This is a genomic window from Microbacterium sp. SSM24 (genome assembly GCF_025989145.1).
GTDB lineage: Bacteria > Actinomycetota > Actinomycetes > Actinomycetales > Microbacteriaceae > Microbacterium.
This window is the reverse complement of record NZ_JAPDNQ010000001.1, coordinates 1087219-1113439: the sequence shown is the minus strand read 5'-3', so window position 1 is coordinate 1113439 and position 26221 is coordinate 1087219. Positions and strand designations below refer to the sequence as shown.

Genomic DNA, 26221 nt, shown 5'->3' with positions numbered 1-26221 from the left:
GTGGCCGTCGATCGTGAGCGCGTCGCCGCGCTCGTGCGTGAACTGCTCGAGGCGATCGGAGAGGACCCCGACCGTCCCGGACTCCGTCTGACGCCCGAGCGCGTTGCCGACGCCTACGCCGAGTTCTTCTCGGGTGTGGGAGCGGATGCCTCGGCTCCGCTCGCGCACACCATCTCGGTGACGCGCGGCCCGGCCCCCGACACGCTGCCGTCCGGGGCGGTCATGCTGCGCGACATCCGCTTTCGCTCTGTGTGCGAGCACCACCTGCTCCCGTTCCGCGGGCACGCGCACATCGCGTACCTTCCGGGCGAGCAGGTCGTCGGTCTTGGCGCGCTGCCGAAGGTCGTCGACGTGCTCTCGTCGCGCCCGCAAGTGCAAGAGCGACTCGGCGAGCAGATCGCGGATGCGATCGCGGCATCCCTCGACACCCGTGGCGTCCTCGTGGTGCTCGACGCGTCGCACGAGTGCGTGACGATGCGCAGCGGGCAGCAGTCGGATGCCTCGACCGTGACGATCGCGGCGCGGGGCGAGCTCGCGGACCCGGTGGCGCGTGCCGAATTGATCGCCCTGCTGTCGGCGGGCCACGGGGGGCGCGAATGACCCTCGTGATGGGCATCGTCAACGTCACGCCCGACTCGTTCAGTGATGGCGGACGGTACCTGGATGCCGAGGCCGCGATCGCGCAGGGGCTGTCGCTGCGCGCGCAGGGCGCCGACATCCTCGACGTGGGCGGCGAGTCGACGCGTCCTGGCGCGGAGCGTGTCGAGCCCGCGGTCGAGCAGGATCGCGTGCTGCCCGTCGTGCGCGCCCTCGCCGCTGCGGGGAGCGTCGTCAGCATCGACACGATGAACGCAGCGACGGCGCTCGCGGCGGTCGAGGCCGGGGCGCGCATCGTGAACGACGTCTCCGGCGGGATGGCCGACCCCGGGCTGCTGGCGGCCGTCGCGCCGACCGGCGCCGACGTGATTCTCGGCCACTGGCGTGGGCCCTCTGCCGACATGTACGCGAAGGCCGAGTACGGCGACGTGGTCGCCGAGGTGCTCGGCGAGCTCGCGCGGCGGATGGATGCCGCTGCGGCGGCGGGCATCGCACCGTCGCGGGTGATCCTCGACCCGGGGATCGGGTTCGGCAAGCGGGGCGACCAGAACTGGGCCGCGCTGCGGGGCACGAGGCGTCTGGCGGGCCTGGGCCCGCGGGTGCTGATCGGCACGAGCCGCAAGCGCTTCCTCGCCGAGACGCTGGCCGCGCAGAGCGGCGGCGAGCGTGCGGAGGTCGGCGAGGGCCGACTCGATGTCGGCACGGCGGTCACGAGTGTTCTCGCGGCACAGGCCGGCGCGTGGGGAGTTCGCGTGCACGACGTCGCCTCGACGGTGGACGCGCTCCGGGTCGCGCGGGCATGGGAGGGGGAGGGCCGATGGACGTCGCCGACGAGATCACCCTGACCGGGTTGCGCGTGTTCGGCCGCCACGGCGTCTACGACGACGAGCGTCGCGACGGGCAGGACTTCGTCGTGGACGTGACGCTCCGCCTCGACACCCGCCGGGCGGCTGCGAGCGACGACGTCGCCGACACGGTCCACTACGGCGAGATGGCCGAGCAGATCGCAGCCATCGTCGGTGGTGAGCCGGTCGATCTGCTCGAGACCCTCGCCGCGCGCATCGCCGATCACCTGCTCGGGTTCGAGCTCGTCGATGGCGTGCGCGTCACGGTGCACAAGCCTCAGGCGCCGATCCCGCTGTCGTTCGCCGATGTGTCCGTGACGATCGACCGCCGGCGAGGTGTCCGATGAACCGGCGTCTCGCACAGGGCTTCCACGGCGACGCGGAGCACACGCATCACGCTCCGGTCGACGCCGTCGTGGCGCTCGGGGCCAACCTCGGAGACCGCGCCGAGACGATGGCGGCGGCGATCGACGATCTGCGCCGGCTGCCGCTGGTCGACGAGGTGCGGGCGTCGGAGCCGGTCGAGTCGATCGCGGTGACGCTCGAGGGTCCGGATGCTTCCGCCCCGGCCTACCTCAATGCGGTCGCGATCGTCACGACCCGGCTCGCGCCGTCGGTGCTGCTCGGGTACCTCCACGCGATCGAGGAGCGCCACGGTCGCGAACGTCGCGTGCGGTGGGGCGACCGCACGCTCGACCTCGACCTCATCGCGTACGCCGATCTCACGAGTGACGCGCCGACGCTGCTGCTGCCCCACCCGCGTGCCGCCGAGCGCGATTTCGTGCTGGCGCCGTGGCTGTCGCTCGATCCCGATGCGACCCTTCCCGGCGTGGGGCGCGTGGATGGCGCACTCGCCCGGTTGAAGGACGCCGGATGAGGCGCACCGGTGCGGGAGTCCTCGTCGTCGCCGCGGTGCTGGGCGTGGCCGCCGGCTTCCTGATCGACCAGATGCTGACCGCCGCCGGTCGCCCGACCTTCACCCCCGCGGTCACGCTGCCGATCCTCCTCGTGCTCCTCGGCGGGGTGGTCGTCGCGCTGGCCGTGCCGATCCGGCGCGCTACCCGCGGTCGCGGCGGGTCGCCCGTCAACCCGTTCCGCGCGATCAGGGTCGCGATGCTCGCGAAGGCGTCGAGCATCCTGGGCGCCGCGTTCGGCGGTCTCGCGGTCGGGCTGCTCGTCTTCCTCGCGACCCGTCCGGTCACACCCTCGCTAGGCTCGATGGGGACGGTGATCGCGACCGCCGTGTGCGCTGCGCTGCTGGTGGCAGCGGGTCTCGTCGCGGAGCACCTGTGCACGATCCGGAAGGACGACGATGACGAACAGCCCGGAGGCGACCCCGGACTCGAGCCCCGCATCCACGGCCACTGAGCCGGCGGGGTCCACGTACGAGCGCCTCGCCGAGCCGCGCTCGGACAACCGCCTCGTGCTCGAGGCGGGCGTGTGGCATCAGATCTCGCCGAAGTATGTGCGGGTGCAATTCATCTCCACGGGATCGTTCCTGCTGCTGATCGTGGCCGCCACGCTCGTCCTGGCGCTCGCGTTCCATCAGGTCTGGGCGTGGATCCCCGGCGGCATCCTCACCGTGATCATGGTCTGGACCCTGGCGATCCTGCCGCGGCAGGCTCGCTCGATCGGGTACCAGCTGCGCGACGACGACCTCGTGTTCCGTCGCGGCATCCTGTGGCAGCGTTTCGTCGCGGTGCCGTACGGGCGCATGCAGCTCGTCGACATCACCCACGGCCCGCTCGACCGCGGTTTCGGGATCGCGCAGCTCAAGTTCGTGACGGCCGCGGCCTCCACCGGCGTCGTCATCCCCGGTCTCGAGCAGCAGACGGCCGAGACTCTGCGCGACCACCTCGTCGCGGTCGCCGAGAGCCGGCGCACGGGCCTATGACCGATCCCGTTCCTTCGCCCGATGCTCCGCCCCGTGGGCTCGTCCGCTCGCCGCTCAGCGACGGAGTCTGGCATCGCCTGCACCCGCTGACGCCGCTGCTGCGCGGCGGACTGTTCCTCATCGTCATCGTCGGCATCGTCGTCGCGAACCTGAGGGACCGGCTGCTCGTGATCTTCCTGCCATGGCTCGCACCCGACCTCGGGGGCGATCTCGACGAGGACCTGTCCGAGTGGGAGGGCTCCGGCGGCGACCCGATCGACTTCATCATCGCGAACAACCTGTACCTCGTCGCGGTGCTCGCGGTGCTCGGTGTGCTCATCGTCCTCATCGCGGTGTTCTACATGTCGTGGCGGTTCCACACGTTCCGGATCACGGATGACGACGTCGAGGTGCGCAGCGGGATCCTGTTCCGCACGCAGCGCCGTGCCCCGCTCGATCGCGTGCAGGGTGTCAACCTCACGCGGCCGATGATCGCGCGCCTGCTCGGCATGGCCAAGCTCGAGGTCGTCGGTGCGGGTGCCGACGCGAACGTGAAGCTCGAGTACCTGTCGACGTCCAACGCCGAGGCGGTGCGTGCCGACATCCTGCGGCTCGCGTCGGGCAGGCGACTGGCGGATGCCGCGGCCAAGGCCCCTCAGAGCAGTGACCCGTCGCTGCGGCCCGACGGCCGCCTGGCGGCGCTCGGTCACACCGTCGGGCGCGAGATCACCGGCCTCATCGAAGGCCCGGAGGCGCCCGTCGACGTGCCGGAGTCCGTCGTCAACATCCCGGTCGGCCGGCTCGTGGCATCCCACGTCGTCAGCCTGTCGACGATCGCGCTCATCGCAGCCGCGGTCGCGGTCGGGATCGGCGTCTCGATGGGCGTGACGTGGCTGCTGTTCGCGATGGTGCCGACCCTCATCGGTTTCGGCGCGTACTGGGTGCGCTCGATCGTGCGGTCGCTGCGGTACTCGATCGCGCCGACACCCGACGGGGTCCGCATCACGTTCGGCCTGCTCACGACCGTGACCGAGATCGTCCCTCCGGGCCGCGTGCACGCCGTCGAGGTGACCCAGCCCATCCTGTGGCGCCCCGCCGGCTGGTGGATGATCCGGATCAACCGCCTCACCGGCCGCAGCGCCGGCGACACCACGACCGATCAGTTCACGACGGTGCTGCCCGTCGGCACCGCGGCCGATGTCGAGCGGGTGCTGCGCCTCCTGCAGCCGCACGTCCCCGAGTCCGAGTGGCCGCTCATCCTCCGTGAGGGCGTACTGGGTCCCGGAGAAGCAGATACCTTCACGAACACTCCACGCAGGGCGTGGTGGATCCGGCCGCTGTCGTACCGCCGCAACGGCTTCCGCCTCACCCCCGATCTGCTGTTGCTGCGGCGCGGTCTCATCTGGCGCAAGCTCGCGCTCCTCCCGCTCGCCCGGCTGCAGAGCCTCGGTCTCCACCAGGGCCCGTTGGACCGGATGTCGCGGGTCGCGACGCTCCGCGCGCACGTCGTCACCGGCCCGGTCTACGCCAACCTCTCCGCGATCGACCGCGACAGCGCGCTCGCGCTCTTCGCCGATGCGTCCGCTGCGGCCGTGCTCGCAGCATCCGGCGACCGCACGCATCGATGGGCCGAGGACGGGTCCGTGGACGGGGAGCGCACTTCGGACTCCCGGCCCGCGGAGGAGGGCGCGGATGCTGGGCCCGAGCCCGAAGCGTCCGTGCCGGCGGAAGCGGCCCGCTACCCCGCTGCACCTGAGGAGCGCGGATGAACCGGGACGGCCGTCTCGGCATCGGGATCATCGGCGCCGGCAAGGTCGGTCCGGTCGTCGGAGCGGCGCTGGGCGGCGCGGGCCATGCGGTCGTGGGCATCACCGCGGGGTCCGACCCGGAGCGGGTCGAGGCGGTGCTCCCCGGTGTGCCCACTCTCGAGCCGGCCGAGGTGGTGCGGCGCAGTGAGCTCGTGATCGTCGCCGTGCCGCACGACCAGCTCGAAGGGCTGGTCGCCGGGCTGGCCGCGCTGGATGCGTGGCAGCCGGGCCAGCTGGTGCTGCACACCGATCCGGCCTTCGGTACGGGCGTGCTCGCACCCGCGGTGGCCCAGGGCGCGATTCCCCTGGCCGTGCATCCCGCTCTCGTGTTCACGGGCACGTCGATGGACCTCCGCCAGCTCGCAACGGCGTACGCCGCGGTCACGGCGCCGGGTCCCGTTCTTCCGATCGCCCAGGCGCTCGCCGTCGAGCTGGGCTGCGAGCCCGTGGTCATCGCCGAAGCGGACCGCCCGGTGTACGCCGAGGGCGTCGGCGCGGCGACGGAGTTCTCGCGCTCGATCGTGCGCCAGTCGGCGGGTCTGCTGGCCGAGGCGGGCGTGCCGAATCCGGGGGCGTATCTGTCGGCGCTGGTGCACTCGACGATCGACCATGCGCTCGCCGAAGCGGGTTCCGGTGCACCGGGCGACCCCACCGCTACGATCGACGGATGATCAGCACCGTCGTCGAGCTGCGCACCCGTCTGGCCGAGGCCAGAGCCGCCGCTCCGGATGGAGCCAGGATTGCGCTCATCTCGACGATCGGCGCACTCCACGACGGCCACATCGACCTCGTCCACCGCGCACGTGAGGTGGCCGACCTCGTCGTCGTCTCGGTGTTCGTCAACCCGCTGCGCTTCGCCACCACAGCGGAGTTCGCCGCCTACCCGCGGACGCCGGACGATGATCGGCGACTGCTCGAATCCCTCGGTGTGGATCTCGTGTTCGCCCCCGGCGCGGCGGAACTGCTCCCCGACGGAACCGCGACCACGAAGGTGAGTGCGGGAGACCTCGGCCTCCGCTACGAGGGCCGCATGCGTCCCTTCTACTTCGACGGGCTGCTCACGGTCGAGGCGAAGCTGCTGAATCTGGTGAGACCGGATGTCGCGATCTACGGCGAACGCGATCCGCAGCGGGTCTTCCTCGTCCGCCGCATGATCCGCGACCTGTTCTTCGACGTCGAGGTCGCGACGGTCGAGACGGTCCGTGGCGACGACGGTCTTCCGGTGTCGACGCGCGTCGGCATGCTGGAGGACCGCGACCTCGCAGCAGCCGGCATGCTTCCCGCCGCGCTCGACGCCGCCGCCTCGAACGCCGATCGAGGCGTCGATGCGTGCATCGCGGCCGCGCAGTCGGCGCTCATGGGCGAACCGCGCATCCGACTCGAGTACCTCAGCGTCGTGGATCCGACGACCTTCCTTCCTGTCGACGAGGGTCATCAGGGCCCCGCACTCGCACTCATCGCGGCGAGCGTCGCCGGCCACCGCTTCATCGACAACGCGCTGATCTACATCAGCTGACACGCGGCGGCGGCGATGAAGGTCACACGGATCGGCGGACCGACGGTCCTCGTGGAGTGGGAGGGGTGGCGCATCCTCACGGATCCCACGTTCGATCCGCCGGGGCGCACCTACTCTTTCGGGTTCGGCACGACCTCGACCAAGACCGCCGGGCCGGCGGTCGCGCTCGAGGATCTCGGCCGGATCGATGCGGTCCTGCTCAGCCACCACCAGCACGCCGACAACCTCGACGACGCCGGCGCGGAGGTGCTCGGCCGCGCCGCAACGGTTCTGACGACGCGCGCCGGCGCGAAGGCGATCACTCATCCCGACATCCGAGGGCTCGCGGCCGGCGAGAGCACGACGCTGCAGGCGCCCGGGAGGCCCGCGCTGCGCGTGACGGCCACGCCGGGTCGTCACGGCGCTCCGCTCACGCGGCCGATCGTCGGCCCGGCGGTCGGATTCGCACTGACGCGGGAGGGCGCGGAGCGGCCCGGTCTGTGGATGACCGGCGACACCGTGCTCTACGGCGCGCTCCGCGCCGCGGTCACGGGGATGCGGCCGGATGTCATGCTCGTGCACGTCGGCGCCGTGAAGTTCCCGATCTCGGGCCCGCTCGCGTACACGATGAACGCCCGCGATGCGGTCGAGCTGATCGGGCTCGTCCAGCCGGGAGTCGCCGTGCCGGCCCACGTCGAAGGCTGGAGCCACTTCTCCGAGCAGGAGGAGGCGGCCGCGCGCATCTTCGACGCGGCGGAACCGCCCGTTCGCGATCGAGTGAGGTGGGCGCCGCTCGGCGAAGCGGTGGACCTGGGCTGAGGTCACCCGGGCCACACCCGGGCGGCCCGTGGATCCGGCCAGGGGTCGACCGTCGGGCAGCCTGCGGCGGCGGCCGATCGGCGGCACTCGGTCGTGGCCGACCGCGTCGGTAGACTTGAGGGTCCGCGTTCTGCGGAGATCACCCCACCGAGGAGCACCCCCGTGAGCGACGCGACCGCGCCCGAGCCGACCGAAGAGGACATCTTCGAGCAGAAGGCCGTGCGCCTGGCCAAGCGTGAGCGACTCATCGCCGAGCGAGCGGATGCCGCATCCGGCCCGTACCCGGTCAGCCTGCCGATCACCGACACGATCCCCGCCCTGCGTGAGCGATTCGGCGACCTCGAGGCCGGCGCGGAGACCGGTGTGACCGCGGGCGTGGCGGGCCGCGTCGTCTTCAGCCGCAACACCGGCAAGCTCTGCTTCGCCACCCTGCAGTCCGGTGACGGGAGCCGCATCCAGGCGATGGTGTCGCTCGCTGCGGTGGGCGAGGAGTCCCTGCAGGCGTACAAGGAGCTCGTCGACCTCGGAGACCACCTGTTCGTGAAGGGCGAGGTCATCTCGAGCCGTCGCGGCGAGCTGTCGATCATGGTGTCTGAGTGGACGATCGCTGCGAAGGCGATCCTGCCGCTCCCGAACATGTACTCCGAGCTCAGCGAGGAGAGCCGGGTGCGCAGCCGGTACCTCGACCTGATCGTCCGCGATCGTGCGCGCGAGACCGTCATCGCCCGCGCGAAAGCGAACGCGAGCCTGCGCGAGACCTTCGCGAGCCATGACTTCCTCGAGGTGGAGACGCCGATGCTGCAGGTGCAGCACGGCGGAGCATCCGCCCGGCCGTTCATCACCAACTCGAACGCCTTCGACGCGGACCTCTACCTGCGCATCGCACCGGAGCTGTTCCTCAAGCGCGCCGTGGTCGGCGGCATCGACCGGGTCTTCGAGATCAACCGCAACTTCCGCAACGAGGGCGCGGACTCCACGCACAGCCCCGAGTTCGCGATGCTCGAGGCCTACCAGGCGTACTCGGACTACAACGGCATCGCCGACCTGACGCAGGAGCTGATCCAGAACGCCGCTCGCGCGATCGCCGGATCGACCACGGTCACGTGGGCGGACGGCACCGAGTACGACCTCGGCGGACAGTGGGAGCGCCTGTCGATGTACGGCTCGCTGTCGGAGGCATCCGGTCGACAGATCACCCCCGAGACCGCGCTCGACGAGCTCGTCGCCTTCGCGAACGAGGTCGGCGCGGATGTTCCGCCGCACGCGACCCACGGCAAGCTGGTCGAGGAACTCTGGGAGCACTTCGTGAAGCCGGGCCTCACCCGACCCACGTTCGTGATGGACTTCCCGGTCGACACGAGTCCCCTCGTGCGCGAGCACCGCACCATCGCAGGGGTCGTCGAGAAGTGGGACCTCTACGTCCGCGGCTTCGAACTGGCCACTGGCTACTCCGAGCTCGTCGACCCGGTCATCCAGCGTGACCGCTTCGTGGAGCAGGCCAAGCTCGCCGCCCGCGGCGACCTCGAGGCCATGCGCATCGACGAGGAGTTCCTTCGCGCGCTCGAGCACGGGATGCCGCCGACCGGCGGTATGGGCATGGGGATCGACCGACTGCTGATGGCGATCACCGGACTCGGCATCCGCGAGACGATCCTCTTCCCGCTGGTCAAGTAGCGCGATCATCGCGCCGGAGCCGGTCGCCGGAACGCCCAGTCGGGCAGGTGGCCCGCCTGCACGAACGACCGCACGATCTCGCTGAGACCATGCTCGGGCTCGATGGCGCATGCCTCGCGGGCATAGCTGTCAGCGTGCGTCGAGAGGCCGAGTCCCCATGCGAGCCACGCGCACATCGCGAGCGCGCCCGGCCGTGACTCGCGCGGTGCGAGAGCCGCGATGCGTCGTGTGAGAGCGAGCGCGCGCTCGAGGCGGTCGGGGTCGGGCCGGTCGCCTTCGCCCCACATGCGCATGGCGAGCTGCGCGGGGTACTCCTCGCCCGACTCCCAGCGCAGCTGCGCGTCGAGAGCGCGGTCGCCGTCGTCGAACGTGCCGCTCCACTGCACCAGGGCGACATCTCGCAGCGAGGGTCGCGCCAAACACCACACCATCGCGGCGGCGTCGTACGGCACGATGTCGTCCACCCGCCATTCGAGGGCGTCTTCGAAGAAGCCGGGCAGGTCCTCCAATCCGCACACCGCGGCCAGCGCCTGCGGATCGACTCGCGCGTCGTCGACGGAATCGGAAGGTTCGGCTGTCGAGATGTCGTCCCCGCACAGCACCTCCGCGGCCCGCGCGAAGGCGAGGAGCGCCCGCCCGACGCGCTCGGTCTCGACGAGCCCTGGCGCGGGGAGCTCCGCGCCACTGGACTGATCGCCGTCGACGTCGTCGATGTCTTCCGCGCCCGGCGGCGCGACCTCGAGCTCCGCGAGCGGTCGTCCTCCGCGCGGAAGGCCCGGGTCGAACATCGACCCCCACCCGTCGGCCGCGACGCACAGCGCATCGGTCATGCGCAGCCCCGACGCATCCGCGCGACGCTCGAGCGCCTCGAAGAGGGCGGGATGCGGCATCCGCTCACCGTCGAAACGCGCGTCGGTGTACGCGACCGCCGCGACGGCGTCGGCGTCGGGAAGGCGGCACACCAGTCCGATCGCGCTGCTCGCGAAGGCGTCGATATCGGCGTCGGCCGGGAGATCGAATCGCATCGCCCCGAGGCTGCGGGACCGGGCGAAGGGGATCATCACGAGGCTGCGCGCGGGAACGTACCCGAGCATGCGCGGGACGAGGGACAGGAACTCTGCGGCATCCGCCGCTTTGACGATCGTGCTCATGTCGATCGACTCTGCGGGGTCGGCCATCGCGGTGGGGTCGCCGCCGGCGATCTGGGAGTCACCGGTGGCAGACCTTGCTTGTGGAGAAGGCGGCGCGGATGCCCCCGGGAACCCACGTATCCTGGACGTATGGACGATTACTGGGTCGCCGTCCTCTGGACGCTGCTTCCGACGATCGTCGTGAGCGCGATCTTCTTCTTCGTGCTGCGCAGCGTCATCCGCGCGGACCGCACCGAGCGCCGCGAGTACGCCCGCATCGAGGCCGAGGAGCGCGCCAAGCGCGGACTCCCGCCGGCCGCGGCATCCACCGAGAAGTCCCCGGTCGCCGAGCACTGACCCCGGCCCCCACTACGCTGGGCACACGCCGTCCGGGGAACGCGAGGAGCAAGGGTGATCAGCATCACGTTCGACGCGACGTGGTGGCTGGTGCTCGTCTTCGTGGTCGACCTGGCGATCCGCATCGCCGCGATCATCATCGTGCCGCGCAATCGGCGTCCGACGGCCGCCATGGCCTGGCTCCTGGCGATCTACTTCATCCCGCTCGTCGGCGTCTTCCTCTTCCTGCTGATCGGAAACCCGCGCCTGCCCCGCAAGCGCCGCCGCAAGCAGGAGGACATCAACGAGTACATCCACGACACCTCGGCGTCCCTCGACTTCGGCACGCTGCGCCCGCACGCGCCCGACTGGTTCACCTCGCTCGTGACGCTCAACCGCAATCTCGGCGCCATGCCGCTGGCCGGCGACAACTCCGCGCACATCATCGGCGGCTACCAGGAGAGCCTCGACGCGATGGCGGACGCCATCCGCAAGGCCGACCGCTATGTGCACGTCGAGTTCTACATCTTCCAGACGGATGCTGCGACCGACAACTTCTTCACGGCGCTCGAGGAGGTCTGCGCCCGCGGGGTCACGGTGCGTGTGCTGCTGGACCACTGGGCCAATCGCGGCAAGCCGTTCTACAAGGCCACGCTCAAGCGCCTCGACGCGATGGGCGCGCAGTGGCACCTGATGCTCCCGGTGCAGCCGCTGAAGGGCAAGTATCAGCGGCCCGATCTGCGCAACCACCGCAAGCTCCTCGTCGTCGACGGCCGCGTGGCCTACACCGGCTCGCAGAACGTCACCGACTCGACGTACAACCTGAAGAAGAACATCCGCCGCGGCCTGCACTGGGTCGACCTGATGGTCCGCATCGAGGGTCCCGTCGTGGCATCCGTCAACGCCGTCTTCCTGTCGGACTGGTACAGCGAGACCGATGAGGTGCTCACCGATGAGATCGACCTCTTCGACGTGACGTCCGGCCCGGGTGACCTCGACTGCCAGATCATCCCCTCGGGACCGGGCTTCGAGTTCCAGAACAACCTCAAGCTCTTCGCCGCGCTGCTCTATTCGGCGCAACGCAAGATCATCGTCGTGAGCCCGTACTTCGTGCCCGACGAAGCGCTCCTGCTCGCGATCACGACGGCGTGCCAGCGCGGCATCCACGTCGAGCTGTTCGTCTCGGAAGAGGGCGATCAGGCGCTCGTCTACCACGCGCAGCGCAGCTACTACGAGGCGCTGCTTCGCGCGGGAGTGAAGATCTGGATGTACCAGCGGCCCTTCATCCTGCACTCGAAGTCCATGACCATCGACGACGAGGTCGCCATCGTCGGGTCGAGCAACATGGACATGCGCTCGTTCGGTCTCAACATGGAGATCTCGATGCTCGTGCGCGGTGAGGAGTTCGTCCGCGAGATGCGTGCCGTCGAGGACGGCTACCGCTCCCTCAGCCGCGAACTGACCCTCGACGAGTGGGAGCAGCAGCCGCTGCGGTCGACGGTTCTCGACAATCTCGCGCGGCTGACCTCCGCTCTGCAGTAGGTGATCTTGCAGGTGATTGTGACCCGACCGTGATCGGTGTCCCTGAGATTCCCGGGGGGATGGGGACACCATAGTGACGACGGATGCCGCGGCCTCGGCGTCCGCCCCGTTCACAGAAGGGTCTCCCATGGCACCTCGCACCCGCACCACCCTCGCCGGACTCGGTCTGGCTGTTCTTCTCACCGGTGTCCTCACCGCGTGCGCCACCGGCAGCGGCGGCACCCCGACGACGGCGGGAACGCCGTCCGACGACGACGGCGGCGAGTCGCAGGAGGTCGGCGCCGCGTGGCTCGACGGCGGTCGCATGATCGGCATCGTCACGCAGGGCAGCTCGACGTGCATCCCCACGGCGGAGGCGACCTACGCGAACGACGTCTTGACGGTGACGCTCACCGAGGCCGAGGGTGACACCGCCTGCACACGCGACCTCGTCCCGCGCGTCTCGCTCGTGGCGACGCCCGAGGGTGTCGACCCTGCGGCGGGCGTCGAGATCGAGGTGACCGGTGACGGCTGGAGCGGCGACACCGATCTCGAGGGCGTTCCCGGCCTGGCCGTCGGAGGCGAGACCGACTACCTGCCGAGCGCCGGCTGGACCGACGTCGACGGCCAGTTCGTGATCCTCACGTGGGGATCGTCGTCGTGCGTCCCCGTGGTCGAGAACACCGAGGCCACGAGCGCCACCGAGATCACGGTGACCTTCGCGACGCCCCCGGCCGACCAGGTCTGCACGATGGACATGGCACCGCGCGGCACCGTCGCGGCCGTGCTCGAGGTCGAGGACGAAGACGCAGAGGTCTTCGCGATCCTCACGGGCGCCGAGTTCGACAACATCCGGATCCCGATCTACCCCAACTGACGCCGAGCTGACGGATGCCTCGCCCCCGAGGCATCCGTCCCTCGCGCCCCGCGCCCCTCTGTGTTCCGCAGTCACCTTCCGCGTGTTCTGCGTCGGCGAATCGGCGTGTCCTGACTGCGGACCTGCGTGTGCGGGGTTCTCCACACCGGCGGCGATGGAGCTCGCTGTGCACAGATTGTTGCGCGCACCTGAGCATGGTCGCGGGTGGAGTCAGGGTCGAGGGATGCCGCGCGACCCGCTTCCCCCGAACCTCGGGCCGGTTTTCAGCGTGGGCGGTGCGCGGGCCGCCGGCGTCTCGCCGTCGCGCCTGCGAGCGAGCGATCTGATCGCGCCGTACCGGGGGGCCCGCGTCACGAAGGACGCTGCGCTCGCCGGAGTCGATCTCGCGGCGGGCACGACGGAGGGCGTCGTGCGGGCTCGAGCGGTTGCGATCGGGCCGACTCTGCCGGCGAACCAGTTCTTCAGCCACCTGACCGCTGCGGTGCTGTGGGGTCTTCCAGTGCCCGCTTCGTTGCTCGTGGATCACGGGCGTGGTCCCCGTGATCTGGACATCGGCGTCTACGCTCCGCTTCGGCACCCGCGCCACGTCGGGGTGAAGGGGCACCAGGTGCGGCCAGACGGCCTCCGGGTCGTCTCGCACCCGGTTCTCGGGGTGCGGGTCACGTCGCCGGCGAGCACGTGGGCGCTGCTGGGGAGCCACGTCCGGGACCCGTACGACCTGGTCGCGCTCGGCGATGCCCTCGTTCGAGAGCAGATGTTCGCGAACGATCCCCCGCCCCTCGCGACGCTCCCCGACCTCCGCGAAGCGATGGATGCGGCGCGGCGGGTGGGCGGCCCTGCGCTCCGCCGCGCGTGCGAGAGGATCCGGACACGCTCGGCGTCCCGCATGGAGACGCGTTCACGTCTCATTCTCGTGGATGCGGGCCTGCCCGAGCCGGAGCTCAATCACATGATCCGTGACCGGACGGGCGCCGTCGTCGCGTGCGTCGACCTCGCCTACCCTGAGCAGCGCGTCGCGATGGAGTACGAGGGAGAGCACCATCTGACCGATCCGCGGCAGTGGTCCCGTGACATCCGGCGCTATGAGACTCTCGCGGCGATGGGCTGGTTCGTCGTGCGCATCACGAAGACCGACGTCTTCGACGGCCGCGCGGAGTTCGTCCGTCGCGTGCGTCGCGCTCTCACCCGGTGACGCGATCCGTCCGCAGTCACTTTCGGCGCGCGCCCGCTCCCACCACCGGCGTGTTGTGACTGCGGATCGTCGAGCGGGCCGAGGGGGCGAGGGGCGAGGGGCGAGGGGCGAGCGGGGTCAGTCGGCGCGGGTGAGCAGGTCGCCGATCTCGCAGTCCAGCGCGCGGCAGATCGCCGACAGCGTCGAGTAGCGGATGGCGCGGGCGCGGTCGTTCTTGAGGATCGACAGGTTCACCACGGACACGCCGACGAGCTCCGACAGGCGCGTGAGCGTCATGCCGCGATCCTCGAGCAGCTCGTCGAGGCGGCAGTGGACCCCGGACGGACCTTCGTCCTCCGCGGGGGTCATACCAGGCCCGCCGTCTCGCGCTGCAGAGCCTCCATGCGACGGAACAGAAACGCGAGAGCGACGACGCCGAGGCCGACGATCGGGATCGCGAAGCCCCACGACGTCACGCCGAATCCGACCAGCAGGATCCCGTCGACGGCATCGCCCAGCTCGATCGCCGCCTGCATCGAGGCGAATCCGCTCAGCGCCGTCGCCAGCAGCGGCCCGAGGACGAGCGCGAGCCCCGCGACGAGACTGAACCGGAAGAGCGCAGGACCGAAAGGACGCCCGCTCGCGGCGGCGAGCACGAGCCACGCCAACGCGAGACCGACGATCAGCGCGGTGATGCCGAGCAGCACGGCCGCGCTGGCGAAGAGGCCGCGCGGGACCCCGGTCAGCGCGTCGGTCGTGATCGTGACCGTCTCGATCGACGCCACGCTGACGCCCTCGCCTGCCGCCGGGAGCGGGGCGTCGGCGAGGAGCGAGAGCGTGACGGACTCCGCCCAGATGAAGTTCGCGGCGAGGACCGCCTGACCCACTGCCAGCGCGAGGGCCATCGCGACCACGAGTCCGCCGATCACCCGCATCGTGATGCGGTCGGCGTGGGAGGGGAGGGCATCGACGGGGTGGACGATCATGTGCGACTCCTTCGCTGCATATCGATAAACGTTGTTATCGAAAAACGATAAACCGAGCGGATGCCGCAGCGCAAGCATCCGTCGCACTATGCCCCTGGCGAACACGGGCATGCGGCCATCGTCGCGTCGTTACCCTCGTTGTAAGGCGCAATGGGTGAACGGACCCGAGGCGCCCCGGAGGAGTGAACGATGTTCGAGAGATTCACCGATCGTGCCCGTCGTGTGGTCGTCCTCGCCCAGGAAGAGGCGAAGATGCTCAACCACAACTACATCGGCACGGAGCACATCCTGCTCGGTCTCATCCACGAGGGCGAGGGTGTCGCAGCCAAGGCCCTCGAGAGCCTGGGCATCTCGCTCGACGCCGTGCGCGAGCAGGTGCAGGACATCATCGGGCAGGGTCAGCAGCAGCCGACCGGCCACATCCCCTTCACTCCGCGTGCCAAGAAGGTGCTCGAGCTGTCCCTGCGCGAGGCGCTGCAGCTCGGCCACAACTACATCGGCACCGAGCACATCCTCCTCGGTCTCATCCGTGAGGGCGAGGGCGTCGCCGCCCAGGTGCTGGTCAAGCTCGGCGCCGACCTCAACAAGGTGCGCCAGCAGGTCATCCAGCTGCTCTCGGGCTACCAGGGCAAGGAGCCCGCGGGTGTCGCCAGCGGCGCCGGCGAGCAGACCCAGGGCACCACCCAGGGCGGGTCGCAGGTGCTCGACCAGTTCGGCCGCAACCTGACGCAGGCCGCGCGCGACAACAAGCTCGACCCGGTGATCGGGCGCGAGAAGGAGATCGAGCGGGTCATGCAGATCCTGTCTCGCCGCTCCAAGAACAACCCCGTCCTCATCGGCGAGCCCGGTGTCGGCAAGACCGCCGTCGTCGAGGGGCTCGCGCAGGCCATCGTCAAGGGCGATGTGCCCGAGACGCTGAAGGACAAGCAGCTCTACTCGCTCGACCTCGGTTCGCTCATCGCCGGCTCCCGCTACCGCGGAGACTTCGAGGAGCGCCTCAAGAAGGTCACCAAGGAGATCCGCACGCGCGGCGACATCATCGTCTTCATCGACGAGATCCACACCCTGGTGGGTGCGGGTGCTGCCGAGGGAGCCATCGACGCGGCATCCATCCTCAAGCCGCTGCTCGCTCGCGGCGAGCTGCAGACGATCGGTGCGACGACGCTCGACGAGTACCGCAAGCACTTCGAGAAGGATGCTGCGCTCGAGCGCCGCTTCCAGCCGATCCAGGTCGCGGAGCCGAGCCTGCCCCACGCGATCAACATCCTGAAGGGGCTGCGCGACCGCTACGAGGCGCACCACAAGGTGCAGATCACCGACGGCGCCATCGTCGCCGCCGCGAACCTCGCCGACCGCTACATCTCCGACCGCTTCCTGCCCGACAAGGCGATCGACCTGATCGACGAGGCCGGCGCCCGCCTGCGTCTGTCGATCCTGTCGAGCCCGCCCGAGCTGCGCGAGTTCGACGAGAAGATCGCCAGCGTGCGCGAGCAGAAGGAAGTCGCCTCCGAGGAGCAGGACTTCGAGAAGGCCGCATCCCTGCGCGACGAGGAGAAGTCCCTCCTCGCCGAGCGGCTGCGTCTCGAGAAGCAGTGGCGCTCCGGCGACGTCGCCACCCACGCCGTGGTCGACGAGGGCCTGATCGCCGAGGTCCTGGCCCAGGCCACCGGCATCCCGGTGTTCAAGCTCACCGAGGAGGAGTCCAGCCGGCTCGTCTTCATGGAGAAGGCGCTGCACCAGCGCGTCATCGGCCAGGAAGAGGCGATCGCCGCCCTCTCGAAGACGATCCGCCGTCAGCGTGCAGGCCTCAAGGACCCCAAGCGCCCCTCCGGCTCGTTCATCTTCGCCGGCCCGACCGGCGTCGGAAAGACCGAGCTGGCCAAGGCGCTCGCCGAGTTCCTCTTCGACGACGAGCACGCGCTCATCTCGCTCGACATGTCGGAGTTCGGTGAGAAGCACACCGTCTCGCGTCTGTTCGGCGCCCCTCCCGGATTCGTCGGATTCGAAGAGGGCGGCCAGCTCACCGAGAAGGTGCGGCGCAAGCCGTTCTCGGTCGTGCTCTTCGACGAGATCGAGAAGGCGCACCCCGACATCTTCAACTCGCTGCTGCAGATCCTCGAAGAGGGTCGCCTGACCGACGGTCAGGGTCGCGTCATCGACTTCAAGAACACGGTGATCATCATGACGACGAACCTCGGTTCGTCGGCGATCGCCGGCGGCCCCGTGGGCTTCCAGGTCGAGGGCAACAGCGGCACGACGTACGAGCGCATGAAGGGCAAGGTCAACGAAGAGCTCAAGCGCAACTTCAAGCCCGAGTTCCTGAACCGCGTCGACGACATCATCGTCTTCCCGCAGCTCGACAAGGACGAGCTGCGCCAGATCGTGGGTCTGTTCACCAAGCGCCTCGGTGAGCGTCTGCTCGACCGCGACATGACGGTGGAGCTGTCGGATGCCGCGAAGGACAAGCTCATCGACATCGGGTTCGACCCGGCGCTCGGCGCCCGGCCGCTGCGTCGTGCCATGCAGCGCGAGGTCGAGGACCGCCTGTCGGAGAAGATCCTGCACGGCGAGCTCAACCCCGGCGACCACGTGAAGGTCGATGTCGAGAACGGCGAGTTCGCGTTCGAGCACGGCCCGCGCGGCGAGAAGGTCGCGGTGGGCGTCGTCCACGGCGGCGAGATCACCGCGACGCCCGACCTCGCGGCGAACGCGTAACGACCCAACGATCGAAGACCGGATGCCGCGCGGCATCCGGTCTTCGTCGTTTCCGGGTGCACACGCACCGAGTCGCCAAGACACGCCGCTGCGCGTGCTTCCCGTCCGGCGTGTCTTGGCGACTCGGTTGGGGCCCTACCCTGGACGGATGAGCGAGTTCACGGTGCGGCCGGCGACGACGCGCGATGTGCGCGGCATCCAGGCGATGCTGGAGCCGTTCGTGCAGCGGCGCATCCTGCTCGGCAAGGACCTCGTCGTGCTGTTCGAGGCGACGCAGCAGTTCGTCGTCGCCGAGAATGCCGACGGCGAGCTCGTCGGGTGCGGCGCGCTCCACGTCATGTGGGAGGACCTCGGCGAGATCCGCACGCTCATCGTCGTCGACGAATGGCTGCACCACGGCGTCGGCCGCGGCATCGTCGAGACCCTCGAAGAGAACGCGCGTCGTCTCGGTCTCACCCGCCTGTTCTGCCTCACGTTCGAGGTCGAGTTCTTCACCCGCAGAGGGTTCTCGCCAATCGGAGAACAGGTCGTCGATCCCGACGTCTACTCGCAGCTGATCCGCTCCCCGGACGAGGGCGTGGCCGAGTTCCTCGACCTCGCACACGTGAAGCCGAACACGCTCGGCAACACCCGCATGCTGAAGGTCCTCGAGTGAGGCCGGGGGTCTGGTCGTACGTCTTCGGTTCCCTCGGTCTGATCGCGTTCCTCGCGACCGTGCCGCTCTACGTCAGTGCGGCGAACATGCTTCCCCCGTGGTGCCTGATCATCCTGGCGCTCGCGTGGCTCGGGCTCCTGGCGTTCGCGATCTGGCTGATGCGGATGTCGCCCGCCTGGGTGCTGGCGATGCCGGTGCTGTCCGTGATCGCCCTGGCAATGGTTTCGGGAGTCCTCGAATTCGTCATCGTCCTGGCCATCGCATAGCCGGAGGTCGAGCGGGCGGGCGCGCCGGGCGGGCGGGACGGATGCCGCAACCTACCCTGGAAGCATGACCGGCTCGTCCCCCCGCAGGCGGCAGTCCCCGGCGGTGTATCGGCGCCGGCGTCTGCTCCTGCTCATCGCCCTCCTCGTGGCGGTGGCCGTGGTCGTGTGGCTTCTCGTGGCGCAGCCCTGGCGGGGCGCGGCATCCGAATCCTCCGCGCCCGAGGTGTCGCAGACGCCGGCCACCTCGACGCTCCCGGTCCCGACACCCGGCGCAACACCCGGCGCCACGCCGACCGGCGACGCTTCGGCGGACGACGGTGCCACCCCGAGCCCCTCGGGTACCCCGGGCACGACCGTCGCGGCGTGCTCGGCGAGCGATGTGACCGTCGAGGCGGTCACCGACAAGACCTCGTACGCGTCGGACCAGCAACCCGCCTTCACGATCCGGCTGACGAACAACGGCGGCTCGGACTGCACGCTCAATGTCGGCACGAGCAGCCAGGTCTACACGGTGACGAGCGGCAGCGACACGTGGTGGCGCTCCACCGACTGTCAGAGCAAGCCCAGCGACATGATCGTGACGCTCGAGGCGGGCCAGACCGTCTCGAGTGCCGCCCCGCTGATATGGGATCGCACGCGTTCGGCTGTCGCGACCTGCGGAGATGACTCGCGACCGCGCGCCGCGGGCGGGGGAGCGTCGTACCACCTGTCGGTGTCGATCGGCGGGATCGAGTCCGCGCAGACGACGCAGTTCCTGCTGTACTGACGCCGCGAGGCGGGGCAGATTCCCCGGCCACGAACTCCGGGCACGGAAAAGGCCCCCGGGGTTGGGGACTCCCGGGGGCCTGCCATCGTCGATGTAAGACTGCGCCCCCAAGGCGCTGATCTTCGACAATGCTTGAGAAGGTGCTGGGGACACCACTCTCTGAGGTGCTGGGGACACCTCGCGTACAACGTTACGTTCCAACTCCTGACTTGTCTGTCCCCACTTTGGTGGACAAATTGCTCAGGATTGCCGCAGGTTCTTGCAAAGCTGTCCCCCAAACGGGGGACAGAACCGTAGATACGCTCGGGCGTACTCTGAAGTCAGCTCCCTCTTCGGGTTTGGCGGCTGTCCCCAGCAGCAGTCTCGATCCCCTACGAGCAGTCGGGCCTTATGGGAGCAGAGGGCCCTCTCGAGTCGGTTGATGTCATCACCACACGAGGGGGCCGCTTGACGCCCGCGACGCTCTGCAGGAGAAATCCTCCCTGCAGGATGCTTCTGCGCCGATTCGTCCTGTGGAGCGGATTTCGCCTGCCCAGCGGAGGGGTCGGCGGGCGGCATCCGGACCTGGGCAGATCGACCGGAGCCGATGCACTCGCGCCCGCACAAGAGTGCGGGGCCGAAGCGTCCCCCCGGACCGCCCCGACCCCGCTGGGCCCCCTTGCTAGGGCTTGTCGCCGCCGAACACGTCGGACTCCATGGCGTCGTATCCCTCAGCCTGCGGATCGCGGTGCTCGCCGCCCGAGATCGCGTACTCCTCTTCCGGCGAGAGGACGAGGCGGTGGCGGAAGAACACGGCGAACCCGATCAGGATGATCGCGTACACGACGCCGATCGCGATGATGGCCGGCTGGAAGGTCGGGTTCAGCAGGAACCCGAGGAAGATGAGCGCGGAGATCGCCGCCGCGATCACTGCACCCGGGATGCCCCAGCGGCTGCGGTACGGACGCTTGGCGTCGGGGAACTTCCTCCGCAGGATGACGAACGACACCATCTGCAGGAAGTAGGCGAGCACCGCGCCCCAGACCGCGATGTTGAGGACGATCGCACCGGCGAGGGCGCTCGCGTCCTCGTTGAGGCCGGCGAGCACGTCGAGCACAACGAGCGCGAGGAAGCCGATCACCGCACCCACGACCAGGGCCACCCACGGGGTCTGCCGCTTGCCCGTCAGGGACAGGAACCGCGGGTAGTAGCCGGCGCGGGACAGTGAGTACATGTTGCGTCCGTACGCGAACATGATCCCCTGCAGCGACGCGAGCAGACCGATGAGCGCGAACAGCGCGAGCACCGCGGCCGCCTGGTCGCCGACCATCGCGCGGAACCCGTTGAGGAGCGGCTCGCCCTGCGTGGCGGCGCCGGTCTCCTCCGCGCCGAGGAGTGCGGTGTTGAAGAACAGCACGAGGAGTCCCGTGACGATGAGCGTGCCGCGTGCCCAGAAGCCGGCGCGCGGGATGTCGCGCACCGGGTCGTGCGACTCCTCCGCGGCGAGCGGCAGCTCCTCGATGCCGAGGAAGAACCACATCGCGAACGGCAGGGCGAAGAGGATCGGGAGCACGCCGTGGGGCAGGAATTCGTTCCAGCCGGGATCGGCGGGGATGTTCCACAGCGAGCTCCAGTCGAGCGCGGGGGAGAACAGCGCCATCGCGCTGAAGACGAGCAGGATGCCGATCGAGATGATCGAGACCACGATCGCGAACTTGAACGAGATGGCGGCTCCGGCGGCGTTCAGGCCGATGAACACGAGGTACAGGATGATGTACAGCACCCACCCGGGAAGCGTGACGCCCAGCAGCGGATCGAGGATGCCGTTGACGTACTGGGCGGAGAAGAACACGATCACCGCCGTGGTGGCCACGTACTCGATCGTCTCCGCGGCACCGGTGATGAGGCCGCCCCATGGACCCATGGCCGACCGGGCGAACGAGTAGGCGCCCCCGGTGTGCGGCATGGCGGCTGCCATCTCGCCGATCGAGAAGATCATGCCGTAGTACATGACCACGAGGATCGCGAAGGCGATCAGCATCCCTCCGAAGCCGGCGAACCCGATGCCGAAGTTCCAGCCCGAGAAGTCGCCGGAGATGACGGCGGCGACGGCGAGTCCCCACAATCCCCACACGCCGGCCGATCGCTTCAGCGTCCGCTTCTGGAAGTACTCCTGACCGGCTCGCGTATAGGTCGCGCCGGCGACCTTCGCGGAACTCTCGCTCGATTGCGACATCGATCCTCCGTGCACTCGGGTGGGACGCGGGGGGTGCGTCTTGCGCATGATTGTGGCGCTTATTGGTGGGCTGTGTCTACCTTTGGGTGAGAAATTCTCGTTACAGTGGAGCGGAGCGTGGTCGGTCCGACCGCGCTCGCGCCGCGCCGGTCAGGAGGATGCACGCATGCCGGGAAATCTCACCTTTGCGCAACTGGATGCCGCGATCGCTGCCGGCGAGATCGACACCGTCATCGTCGCCTTCGCCGATGCCCAGGGCCGGCTCGTCGGCAAGCGCGTCTCGGCGCGGCTCTTCCAGGAGGAGGTGCGCGACCACGGGGCCGAGGCGTGCAACTACCTCCTCTCGGTCGACGTCGACATGAACACGGTCGACGGCTACGCCATGTCGAGCTGGGAGAAGGGCTACGGCGACATGGTGCTCCTGTCCGACCCGACGACGCTCCGCCGCGTGCCGTGGGTCCCCGGCAGCGCGCTGATCATGGCGGACCTCGGGTGGGAGAACGGCGACCCGGTCGTGCAGTCGCCGCGCGACATCCTGAAGCAGCAGCGGACGCGCCTCGCCGACCGCGGGCTCGTCGCCTACTCGGGCACGGAGCTGGAGTTCATCGTCTTCGACGACACGTACCGGGATGCCTGGGCCAAGGGCTACCGCGACCTCACGCCGTCGACCGACTACAACGTCGACTACGACCTGCTCGCGTCGGGTCGCCTCGAGCCGCTGCTGCGCGACATCCGCCTCAGCATGGACGGCGCGGGCCTTTACACCGAGGGCGTGAAGGGGGAGTGCAACCTCGGTCAGCAGGAGATCGCCTTCCGTTACGCGGAGGTGCTCGAGACGGCCGACCAGCACACGATCTACAAGAGCGGCGCGAAGGCGATCGCCGACGCCCACGGCAAGTCGATCACGTTCATGTCGAAGTTCAACGAGCGCGAGGGGAACAGCTGTCACATCCACCTGTCGGTGCGCGGCGAGGACGGCTCACCGGTCATGGCGGGCGACGGCGCCCACGGGTTCAGCCCCTTCATGGAGCACTGGATCGCGGGCATCCTCGCCACCCTGCGCGAGTTCACGCTGCTCTATGCGCCGACGATCAACTCCTACAAGCGCTACGCGAAGGGCTCGTTCGCGCCGACCGGAGTGGCCTGGGGTCTCGACAACCGGACCTGTGCGCTGCGCGTGATCGGTCACGGGCACTCGCTGCGCCCCGAGAACCGGGTGCCGGGCGGCGACGTGAATCCGTATCTGGCCACGGCGGCCATCATCGCGGGCGGACTCTACGGCGTCGAGAACGAGCTGCCGATGCCGGACCCGCTCGCGGGCAACGCGTATTCGTCGGAGGTCGACCACCTGCCGACCACCCTGCGCGAGGCGGCGCTCCTCTTCGACCAGTCCGCGATCGCGCGCGCCGCGTTCGGCGACGACGTCGTCGACCACTATCTGAACCAGGCGCGCATCGAGGTCGAGGCCTACGACGCCGCCGTGACCGATTGGGAGAGGGTGCGCGGTTTTGAGCGGCTCTAGTATGCGTGGCGGGAGGCCGGTCATCGGCCTGACGACCTACCTCGAGCAGGCGAAGCAGGGGGTGTGGGACGTCCGTGCGGCGTTCCTGCCGCAGCAGTACTTCGATGCCGTGACGGCGTCGGGCGGCATCGCCGTGCTGCTCCCGCCGCAGCCGGAGGCGGATGCCGCCGCCCCGGCCGTGCTCGAAGGCCTCGACGGACTCATCCTGACCGGCGGGCTCGACGTGCAGCCCGAGCTGTACGGCGCGCAGCGGCATCCGCTCACCGATCCCGCACGTCCCGACCGGGACGCGTGGGAGCTCGCGCTGTTCCGAGGGGCAGAAGAGCGACGGATGCCGGTGCTCGCCATCTGCCGCGGATTGCAGCTCGTGAACGTGGCCAAGGGCGGGACGCTGCACCAGCACCTGCCCGACGCGCTCGGCACCGAGCGGTACCGCATCGGCGGCGGCGTCTTCGCGACGAACGAGGTCACCGTCGACGACGATTCGCGACTCGCGGCCCTCGTCGGAGCTGGCGCGCTGGACGTGTACAGCTACCACCATCAGGGCATCGACCGGCTCGGCGACGGCCTCGTCGTGAGCGCGCGCACCGACGACGGACTGGTGCAGGCGTTCGAGTCCGACGGCGAGCAGTACCTCGTGGGCGTGCAGTGGCACCCCGAGGAGAACGCCGAGGACCGCCGCCTCTTCGCGGGAATCGTGGGCGAGGCATCCGCGTTCCGGGCCGCCCGTCACCGCAGCGAGGTGCACGCATGAGTGCGACGTTCACCCTGACCGACCCGTCGACGGGTCGCGGATTCCGGGACATGCCGCGCGCGACGGCCTCGGAGGTGGATGCCGTCATCGCCCGTGCCGTCGAGGTGCAGCGTGCCTGGGCCGGCGCCGCTCCCCTCGTCCGCGCCGATGCGCTGCGCCGGTTCGCCCGCGTGGTCGAGGACCATGTCGAGGAGCTCGCGCAGCTGGAGGTGCTCAACTCGGGGCATCCGATCGAGTCTGCGCGGTGGGAGGCTTCGCACGTCGCGCAGGTGCTGAACTTCTACGCCGGTGCGCCTGAGCGCCTGAGCGGGCAGCAGATCCCGGTCGCGGGCGGGCTGGACGTGACGTTCCACGAGCCGTACGGCGTCGTCGGGATCATCGTGCCGTGGAACTTCCCCATGACGATCGCGTCGTGGGGCTTCGCGCCGGCGCTCGCCGCGGGCAACGCCGTCGTGCTGAAGCCCGCCGAGCTCACGCCGCTGACGGCGGTGCGGATCGGTGAACTCGCCGTCGAGGCGGGACTCCCCGAAGGTCTGTTCGCCGTGGTGACCGGATCGGGTTCGGTCGTCGGGCAGCGCTTCGTCGAGCACCCGGACGTGCGCAAGGTCGTGTTCACCGGGTCGACCGAGGTCGGGGTCGAGGTCGCCGCAGGCTGCGCGCGCGGGCTGAAGCCGGTCACGCTCGAGCTCGGCGGCAAGAGCGCGAACATCGTGTTCGACGACGCCGACCTCGAGAAGGCCGCCGCCGCTGCGCCGGGTGCCGTGTTCGACAATGCGGGGCAGGACTGCTGCGCCCGCAGCCGCATCCTCGTGCAGCGGTCGGTGTACGACCGGTTCCTCGAACTGCTCGAGCCCGCCGTGCGGGACTGGCGCGTGGGCGAGCCCACGCTCGAGACGACCCAGATGGGTCCGCTGATCTCGGCGGCGCACCGCGACACCGTCGCAGGGTTCCTCGACGGTGCCGACGTGGCATTCCGCGGCACGGCGCCCGAGGGTGACGGCTTCTGGTTCGCGCCCGCCGTGGTGCTCGCTGAGCCGGGCGACCGCATCGCGCAGGACGAGATATTCGGCCCCGTCGTGGCGGTGCTGCCGTTCGACGACGAGGAGGACGGCATCCGACTCGCCAACGACACCGTCTACGGACTCGCGGGCTCGATCTGGACCGAGAACCTCGGCCGCGCGATGCGCGTCTCGCGTGCCGTGAAGAGCGGTGTGCTGTCGGTCAACTCGCACTCGTCCGTGCGCTACTGGACCCCGTTCGGCGGCATGAAGGCCTCCGGCCTCGGCCGCGAGCTCGGGCCCGATGCCGCCGAGCACTTCACCGAGACCAAGAACGTCTTCTTCGCGACGGATGCCTCGTGAGCGCGCCTGCTCACACGTCCGCCGACCGGATTCGGGACATGCACCAGAAAGGAATCACAGCATGGATCTGACGCAGCGCCTGAAGGACCGGGTCGCCATCATCACCGGAGGAGCATCGGGCATCGGCCTGGCGACCGCGCGCCGGTTCGCCGCCGAGGGTGCTCGCGTGGTGATCGCCGACCTCGACCCGACCAGCGGCGAGGCGGCCGCCGCTGAGGTGGGCGGCGTCTACCGTCACGTGAACGTGGCGGACGAGGCATCCGTCGACGCGCTCTTCGATGGCGTCGCCGCGGACCTCGGCAGCGTCGACATCGCCTTCAACAACGCCGGGATCTCGCCCGCCGACGACGACTCGATCGAGACGACCGAACTGCCGGCGTGGGACCGCGTGCAGGACGTGAATCTCAAGAGCGTCTACCTCTGCTCGCGCGCGGCGCTGCGGCACATGGTCCCGGCGGGCAGGGGCTCGATCATCAACACGGCGTCGTTCGTGGCGCTGCTCGGTTCGGCGACGTCGCAGATCTCGTACACGGCCTCCAAGGGCGGCGTGCTCGCGATGACGCGCGAGCTCGGCGTGCAGTTCGCGCGGCAGGGGATCCGCGTCAACGCACTGTGCCCCGGACCGGTCAACACGCCACTGTTGCAGGAGCTGTTCGCGAAGGACCCGGAGCGCGCGCAGCGACGCCTCGTGCACGTGCCGGTCGGACGCTTCGCCGAACCCGAGGAGATGGCGGCCGCCGTCGCGTTCCTCGCCTCGGACGACGCCTCGTTCATCACCGCGACCGCGTTCGTCGTCGACGGTGGCATCACCAACGCCTACGTGACCCCGCTCTGA

General features: G+C 69.6%; 27 protein-coding genes. 23 read left to right on the top strand and 4 right to left on the bottom strand.

The genetic code is table 11. From position 1 onward, the window contains the following. The 11 genes from folE (at position 1) to lysS (ending at position 9111) form a co-directional block, all read left to right on the top strand. Positions 1-600, top strand: coding sequence for a GTP cyclohydrolase I (gene folE, locus OL358_RS05215; RefSeq protein ID WP_264708883.1), 600 nt, complete (start codon positions 1-3; stop codon positions 598-600). After that, a complete protein-coding gene (gene folP / locus OL358_RS05210) occupies positions 597-1442 on the top strand; it encodes a dihydropteroate synthase (protein WP_264708882.1) in 846 nt (281 codons plus the stop codon). Before folE ends, folP begins: the two co-directional genes overlap by 4 nt. Beyond that, entirely contained in the window at positions 1415-1789 is a 375-nt protein-coding gene (folB, locus tag OL358_RS05205) for a dihydroneopterin aldolase (RefSeq protein WP_264708881.1), read from the top strand. Before folP ends, folB begins: the two co-directional genes overlap by 28 nt. Next, positions 1786-2319, top strand: coding sequence for a 2-amino-4-hydroxy-6-hydroxymethyldihydropteridine diphosphokinase (folK, locus tag OL358_RS05200; protein ID WP_264708880.1), 534 nt, complete (start codon positions 1786-1788; stop codon positions 2317-2319). The genes folB and folK overlap by 4 nt, the downstream gene beginning before the upstream one ends. Further along, positions 2316-2810: a DUF3180 domain-containing protein gene (locus OL358_RS05195; RefSeq protein ID WP_264708879.1), complete on the top strand. Its 495-nt coding sequence runs from the start codon at positions 2316-2318 to the stop codon at positions 2808-2810. Before folK ends, OL358_RS05195 begins: the two co-directional genes overlap by 4 nt. After that, positions 2755-3336, top strand: a complete 582-nt coding sequence (locus OL358_RS05190; RefSeq protein ID WP_264708878.1) for a PH domain-containing protein — start codon at positions 2755-2757, stop codon at positions 3334-3336. Before OL358_RS05195 ends, OL358_RS05190 begins: the two co-directional genes overlap by 56 nt. Beyond that, positions 3333-5084, top strand: coding sequence for a PH domain-containing protein (locus OL358_RS05185; RefSeq protein ID WP_264708877.1), 1752 nt, complete (start codon positions 3333-3335; stop codon positions 5082-5084). Before OL358_RS05190 ends, OL358_RS05185 begins: the two co-directional genes overlap by 4 nt. Next, a complete protein-coding gene (locus OL358_RS05180; RefSeq protein WP_264708876.1) occupies positions 5081-5794 on the top strand; it encodes a DUF2520 domain-containing protein in 714 nt (237 codons plus the stop codon). Before OL358_RS05185 ends, OL358_RS05180 begins: the two co-directional genes overlap by 4 nt. Further along, a complete protein-coding gene (gene panC / locus OL358_RS05175; RefSeq protein WP_264708875.1) occupies positions 5791-6639 on the top strand; it encodes a pantoate--beta-alanine ligase in 849 nt (282 codons plus the stop codon). Before OL358_RS05180 ends, panC begins: the two co-directional genes overlap by 4 nt. A 15-nt stretch (positions 6640-6654) precedes the next feature. Then, positions 6655-7437, top strand: coding sequence for an MBL fold metallo-hydrolase (locus OL358_RS05170; RefSeq protein WP_264708874.1), 783 nt, complete (start codon positions 6655-6657; stop codon positions 7435-7437). A gap of 162 nt (positions 7438-7599) precedes the next feature. Next, positions 7600-9111 (top strand): lysine--tRNA ligase, encoded by a 1512-nt coding sequence (gene lysS / locus OL358_RS05165; RefSeq protein WP_264708873.1) that lies wholly within the window; start codon positions 7600-7602, stop codon positions 9109-9111. 5 nt (positions 9112-9116) lie between these two features. On the opposite strand, the gene OL358_RS05160 is transcribed toward lysS, so the two are convergent. Continuing rightward, positions 9117-10262, bottom strand: coding sequence for a DUF4192 domain-containing protein (locus OL358_RS05160; RefSeq protein ID WP_264708872.1), 1146 nt, complete (start codon positions 10260-10262; stop codon positions 9117-9119). A gap of 129 nt (positions 10263-10391) precedes the next feature. On the opposite strand from OL358_RS05160, the gene OL358_RS05155 reads away from it, so the two are divergent. The 4 genes from OL358_RS05155 (at position 10392) to OL358_RS05140 (ending at position 14167) form a co-directional block, all read left to right on the top strand. Then, positions 10392-10598: a hypothetical protein gene (locus OL358_RS05155; protein WP_264708871.1), complete on the top strand. Its 207-nt coding sequence runs from the start codon at positions 10392-10394 to the stop codon at positions 10596-10598. 54 nt (positions 10599-10652) lie between these two features. Beyond that, on the top strand, positions 10653-12119 hold the full coding sequence (cls, locus tag OL358_RS05150) for a cardiolipin synthase (protein WP_264708870.1): 1467 nt from the start codon (positions 10653-10655) through the stop codon (positions 12117-12119). Between the two features lie 127 nt (positions 12120-12246). Continuing rightward, a complete protein-coding gene (locus OL358_RS05145) occupies positions 12247-12975 on the top strand; it encodes a hypothetical protein (RefSeq protein WP_264708869.1) in 729 nt (242 codons plus the stop codon). Between the two features lie 223 nt (positions 12976-13198). After that, a complete protein-coding gene (locus OL358_RS05140; protein ID WP_264708868.1) occupies positions 13199-14167 on the top strand; it encodes an endonuclease domain-containing protein in 969 nt (322 codons plus the stop codon). A gap of 117 nt (positions 14168-14284) precedes the next feature. Here OL358_RS05140 and OL358_RS05135 read toward each other — a convergent pair whose 3' ends face one another. Further along, positions 14285-14515 (bottom strand): helix-turn-helix domain-containing protein, encoded by a 231-nt coding sequence (locus OL358_RS05135; RefSeq protein ID WP_264708867.1) that lies wholly within the window; start codon positions 14513-14515, stop codon positions 14285-14287. Continuing rightward, complete coding sequence (locus tag OL358_RS05130) at positions 14512-15132, bottom strand: hypothetical protein (RefSeq protein WP_264708866.1); 621 nt, start codon at positions 15130-15132, stop codon at positions 14512-14514. The genes OL358_RS05135 and OL358_RS05130 overlap by 4 nt, the downstream gene beginning before the upstream one ends. Before the next feature lie 189 nt (positions 15133-15321). Here OL358_RS05130 and OL358_RS05125 point away from each other — a divergent pair, with 189 nt between their 5' ends. The 4 genes from OL358_RS05125 (at position 15322) to OL358_RS05110 (ending at position 19534) form a co-directional block, all read left to right on the top strand. Further along, positions 15322-17847, top strand: a complete 2526-nt coding sequence (locus OL358_RS05125) for an ATP-dependent Clp protease ATP-binding subunit (RefSeq protein ID WP_264708865.1) — start codon at positions 15322-15324, stop codon at positions 17845-17847. Positions 17848-17995: 148 nt separating this feature from the next. Then, a complete protein-coding gene (locus OL358_RS05120; protein ID WP_264708864.1) occupies positions 17996-18502 on the top strand; it encodes an amino-acid N-acetyltransferase in 507 nt (168 codons plus the stop codon). Next, positions 18499-18768 carry a hypothetical protein gene (locus OL358_RS05115; protein WP_264708863.1) on the top strand — a complete coding sequence of 90 codons (270 nt, stop codon included), beginning with the start codon at positions 18499-18501 and terminating at the stop codon, positions 18766-18768. Before OL358_RS05120 ends, OL358_RS05115 begins: the two co-directional genes overlap by 4 nt. Before the next feature lie 64 nt (positions 18769-18832). Further along, on the top strand, positions 18833-19534 hold the full coding sequence (locus tag OL358_RS05110) for a hypothetical protein (protein ID WP_264708862.1): 702 nt from the start codon (positions 18833-18835) through the stop codon (positions 19532-19534). 661 nt (positions 19535-20195) lie between these two features. Here the strand turns inward: OL358_RS05110 and OL358_RS05105 are convergent. Further along, complete coding sequence (locus tag OL358_RS05105) at positions 20196-21749, bottom strand: amino acid permease (protein WP_264708861.1); 1554 nt, start codon at positions 21747-21749, stop codon at positions 20196-20198. 166 nt (positions 21750-21915) lie between these two features. On the opposite strand from OL358_RS05105, the gene OL358_RS05100 reads away from it, so the two are divergent. The 4 genes from OL358_RS05100 (at position 21916) to OL358_RS05085 (ending at position 26221) form a co-directional block, all read left to right on the top strand. After that, on the top strand, positions 21916-23271 hold the full coding sequence (locus OL358_RS05100; RefSeq protein WP_264708860.1) for a glutamine synthetase family protein: 1356 nt from the start codon (positions 21916-21918) through the stop codon (positions 23269-23271). Between the two features lies 1 nt (position 23272). Then, positions 23273-24025: a gamma-glutamyl-gamma-aminobutyrate hydrolase family protein gene (locus OL358_RS05095; RefSeq protein ID WP_264708859.1), complete on the top strand. Its 753-nt coding sequence runs from the start codon at positions 23273-23275 to the stop codon at positions 24023-24025. Further along, positions 24022-25386: an aldehyde dehydrogenase family protein gene (locus OL358_RS05090; RefSeq protein WP_264708858.1), complete on the top strand. Its 1365-nt coding sequence runs from the start codon at positions 24022-24024 to the stop codon at positions 25384-25386. Before OL358_RS05095 ends, OL358_RS05090 begins: the two co-directional genes overlap by 4 nt. Positions 25387-25447: 61 nt before the next feature. Then, the gene (locus OL358_RS05085) at positions 25448-26221 is read left to right on the top strand and encodes a 3-oxoacyl-ACP reductase (RefSeq protein ID WP_264708857.1); all 774 of its coding nucleotides are present in this window, start codon (positions 25448-25450) and stop codon (positions 26219-26221) included.

Coding starts and splice junctions, on each gene's coding strand:
- folP (WP_264708882.1), top strand. CDS start 597: ATGACCCTCGTGATGGGCATCGTCAACGTCACGCCCGACTCGTTCAGT.
- folB (WP_264708881.1), top strand. CDS start 1,415: ATGGACGTCGCCGACGAGATCACCCTGACCGGGTTGCGCGTGTTCGGC.
- folK (WP_264708880.1), top strand. CDS start 1,786: ATGAACCGGCGTCTCGCACAGGGCTTCCACGGCGACGCGGAGCACACG.
- OL358_RS05195 (WP_264708879.1), top strand. CDS start 2,316: ATGAGGCGCACCGGTGCGGGAGTCCTCGTCGTCGCCGCGGTGCTGGGC.
- OL358_RS05190 (WP_264708878.1), top strand. CDS start 2,755: ATGACGAACAGCCCGGAGGCGACCCCGGACTCGAGCCCCGCATCCACG.
- OL358_RS05185 (WP_264708877.1), top strand. CDS start 3,333: ATGACCGATCCCGTTCCTTCGCCCGATGCTCCGCCCCGTGGGCTCGTC.
- OL358_RS05180 (WP_264708876.1), top strand. CDS start 5,081: ATGAACCGGGACGGCCGTCTCGGCATCGGGATCATCGGCGCCGGCAAG.
- panC (WP_264708875.1), top strand. CDS start 5,791: ATGATCAGCACCGTCGTCGAGCTGCGCACCCGTCTGGCCGAGGCCAGA.
- OL358_RS05170 (WP_264708874.1), top strand. CDS start 6,655: ATGAAGGTCACACGGATCGGCGGACCGACGGTCCTCGTGGAGTGGGAG.
- OL358_RS05160 (WP_264708872.1), bottom strand. CDS start 10,262: ATGAGCACGATCGTCAAAGCGGCGGATGCCGCAGAGTTCCTGTCCCTC.
- OL358_RS05155 (WP_264708871.1), top strand. CDS start 10,392: ATGGACGATTACTGGGTCGCCGTCCTCTGGACGCTGCTTCCGACGATC.
- OL358_RS05145 (WP_264708869.1), top strand. CDS start 12,247: ATGGCACCTCGCACCCGCACCACCCTCGCCGGACTCGGTCTGGCTGTT.
- OL358_RS05140 (WP_264708868.1), top strand. CDS start 13,199: ATGCCGCGCGACCCGCTTCCCCCGAACCTCGGGCCGGTTTTCAGCGTG.
- OL358_RS05135 (WP_264708867.1), bottom strand. CDS start 14,515: ATGACCCCCGCGGAGGACGAAGGTCCGTCCGGGGTCCACTGCCGCCTC.
- OL358_RS05130 (WP_264708866.1), bottom strand. CDS start 15,132: ATGATCGTCCACCCCGTCGATGCCCTCCCCTCCCACGCCGACCGCATC.
- OL358_RS05125 (WP_264708865.1), top strand. CDS start 15,322: ATGTTCGAGAGATTCACCGATCGTGCCCGTCGTGTGGTCGTCCTCGCC.
- OL358_RS05120 (WP_264708864.1), top strand. CDS start 17,996: ATGAGCGAGTTCACGGTGCGGCCGGCGACGACGCGCGATGTGCGCGGC.
- OL358_RS05110 (WP_264708862.1), top strand. CDS start 18,833: ATGACCGGCTCGTCCCCCCGCAGGCGGCAGTCCCCGGCGGTGTATCGG.
- OL358_RS05105 (WP_264708861.1), bottom strand. CDS start 21,749: ATGTCGCAATCGAGCGAGAGTTCCGCGAAGGTCGCCGGCGCGACCTAT.
- OL358_RS05100 (WP_264708860.1), top strand. CDS start 21,916: ATGCCGGGAAATCTCACCTTTGCGCAACTGGATGCCGCGATCGCTGCC.
- OL358_RS05095 (WP_264708859.1), top strand. CDS start 23,273: ATGCGTGGCGGGAGGCCGGTCATCGGCCTGACGACCTACCTCGAGCAG.
- OL358_RS05090 (WP_264708858.1), top strand. CDS start 24,022: ATGAGTGCGACGTTCACCCTGACCGACCCGTCGACGGGTCGCGGATTC.
- OL358_RS05085 (WP_264708857.1), top strand. CDS start 25,448: ATGGATCTGACGCAGCGCCTGAAGGACCGGGTCGCCATCATCACCGGA.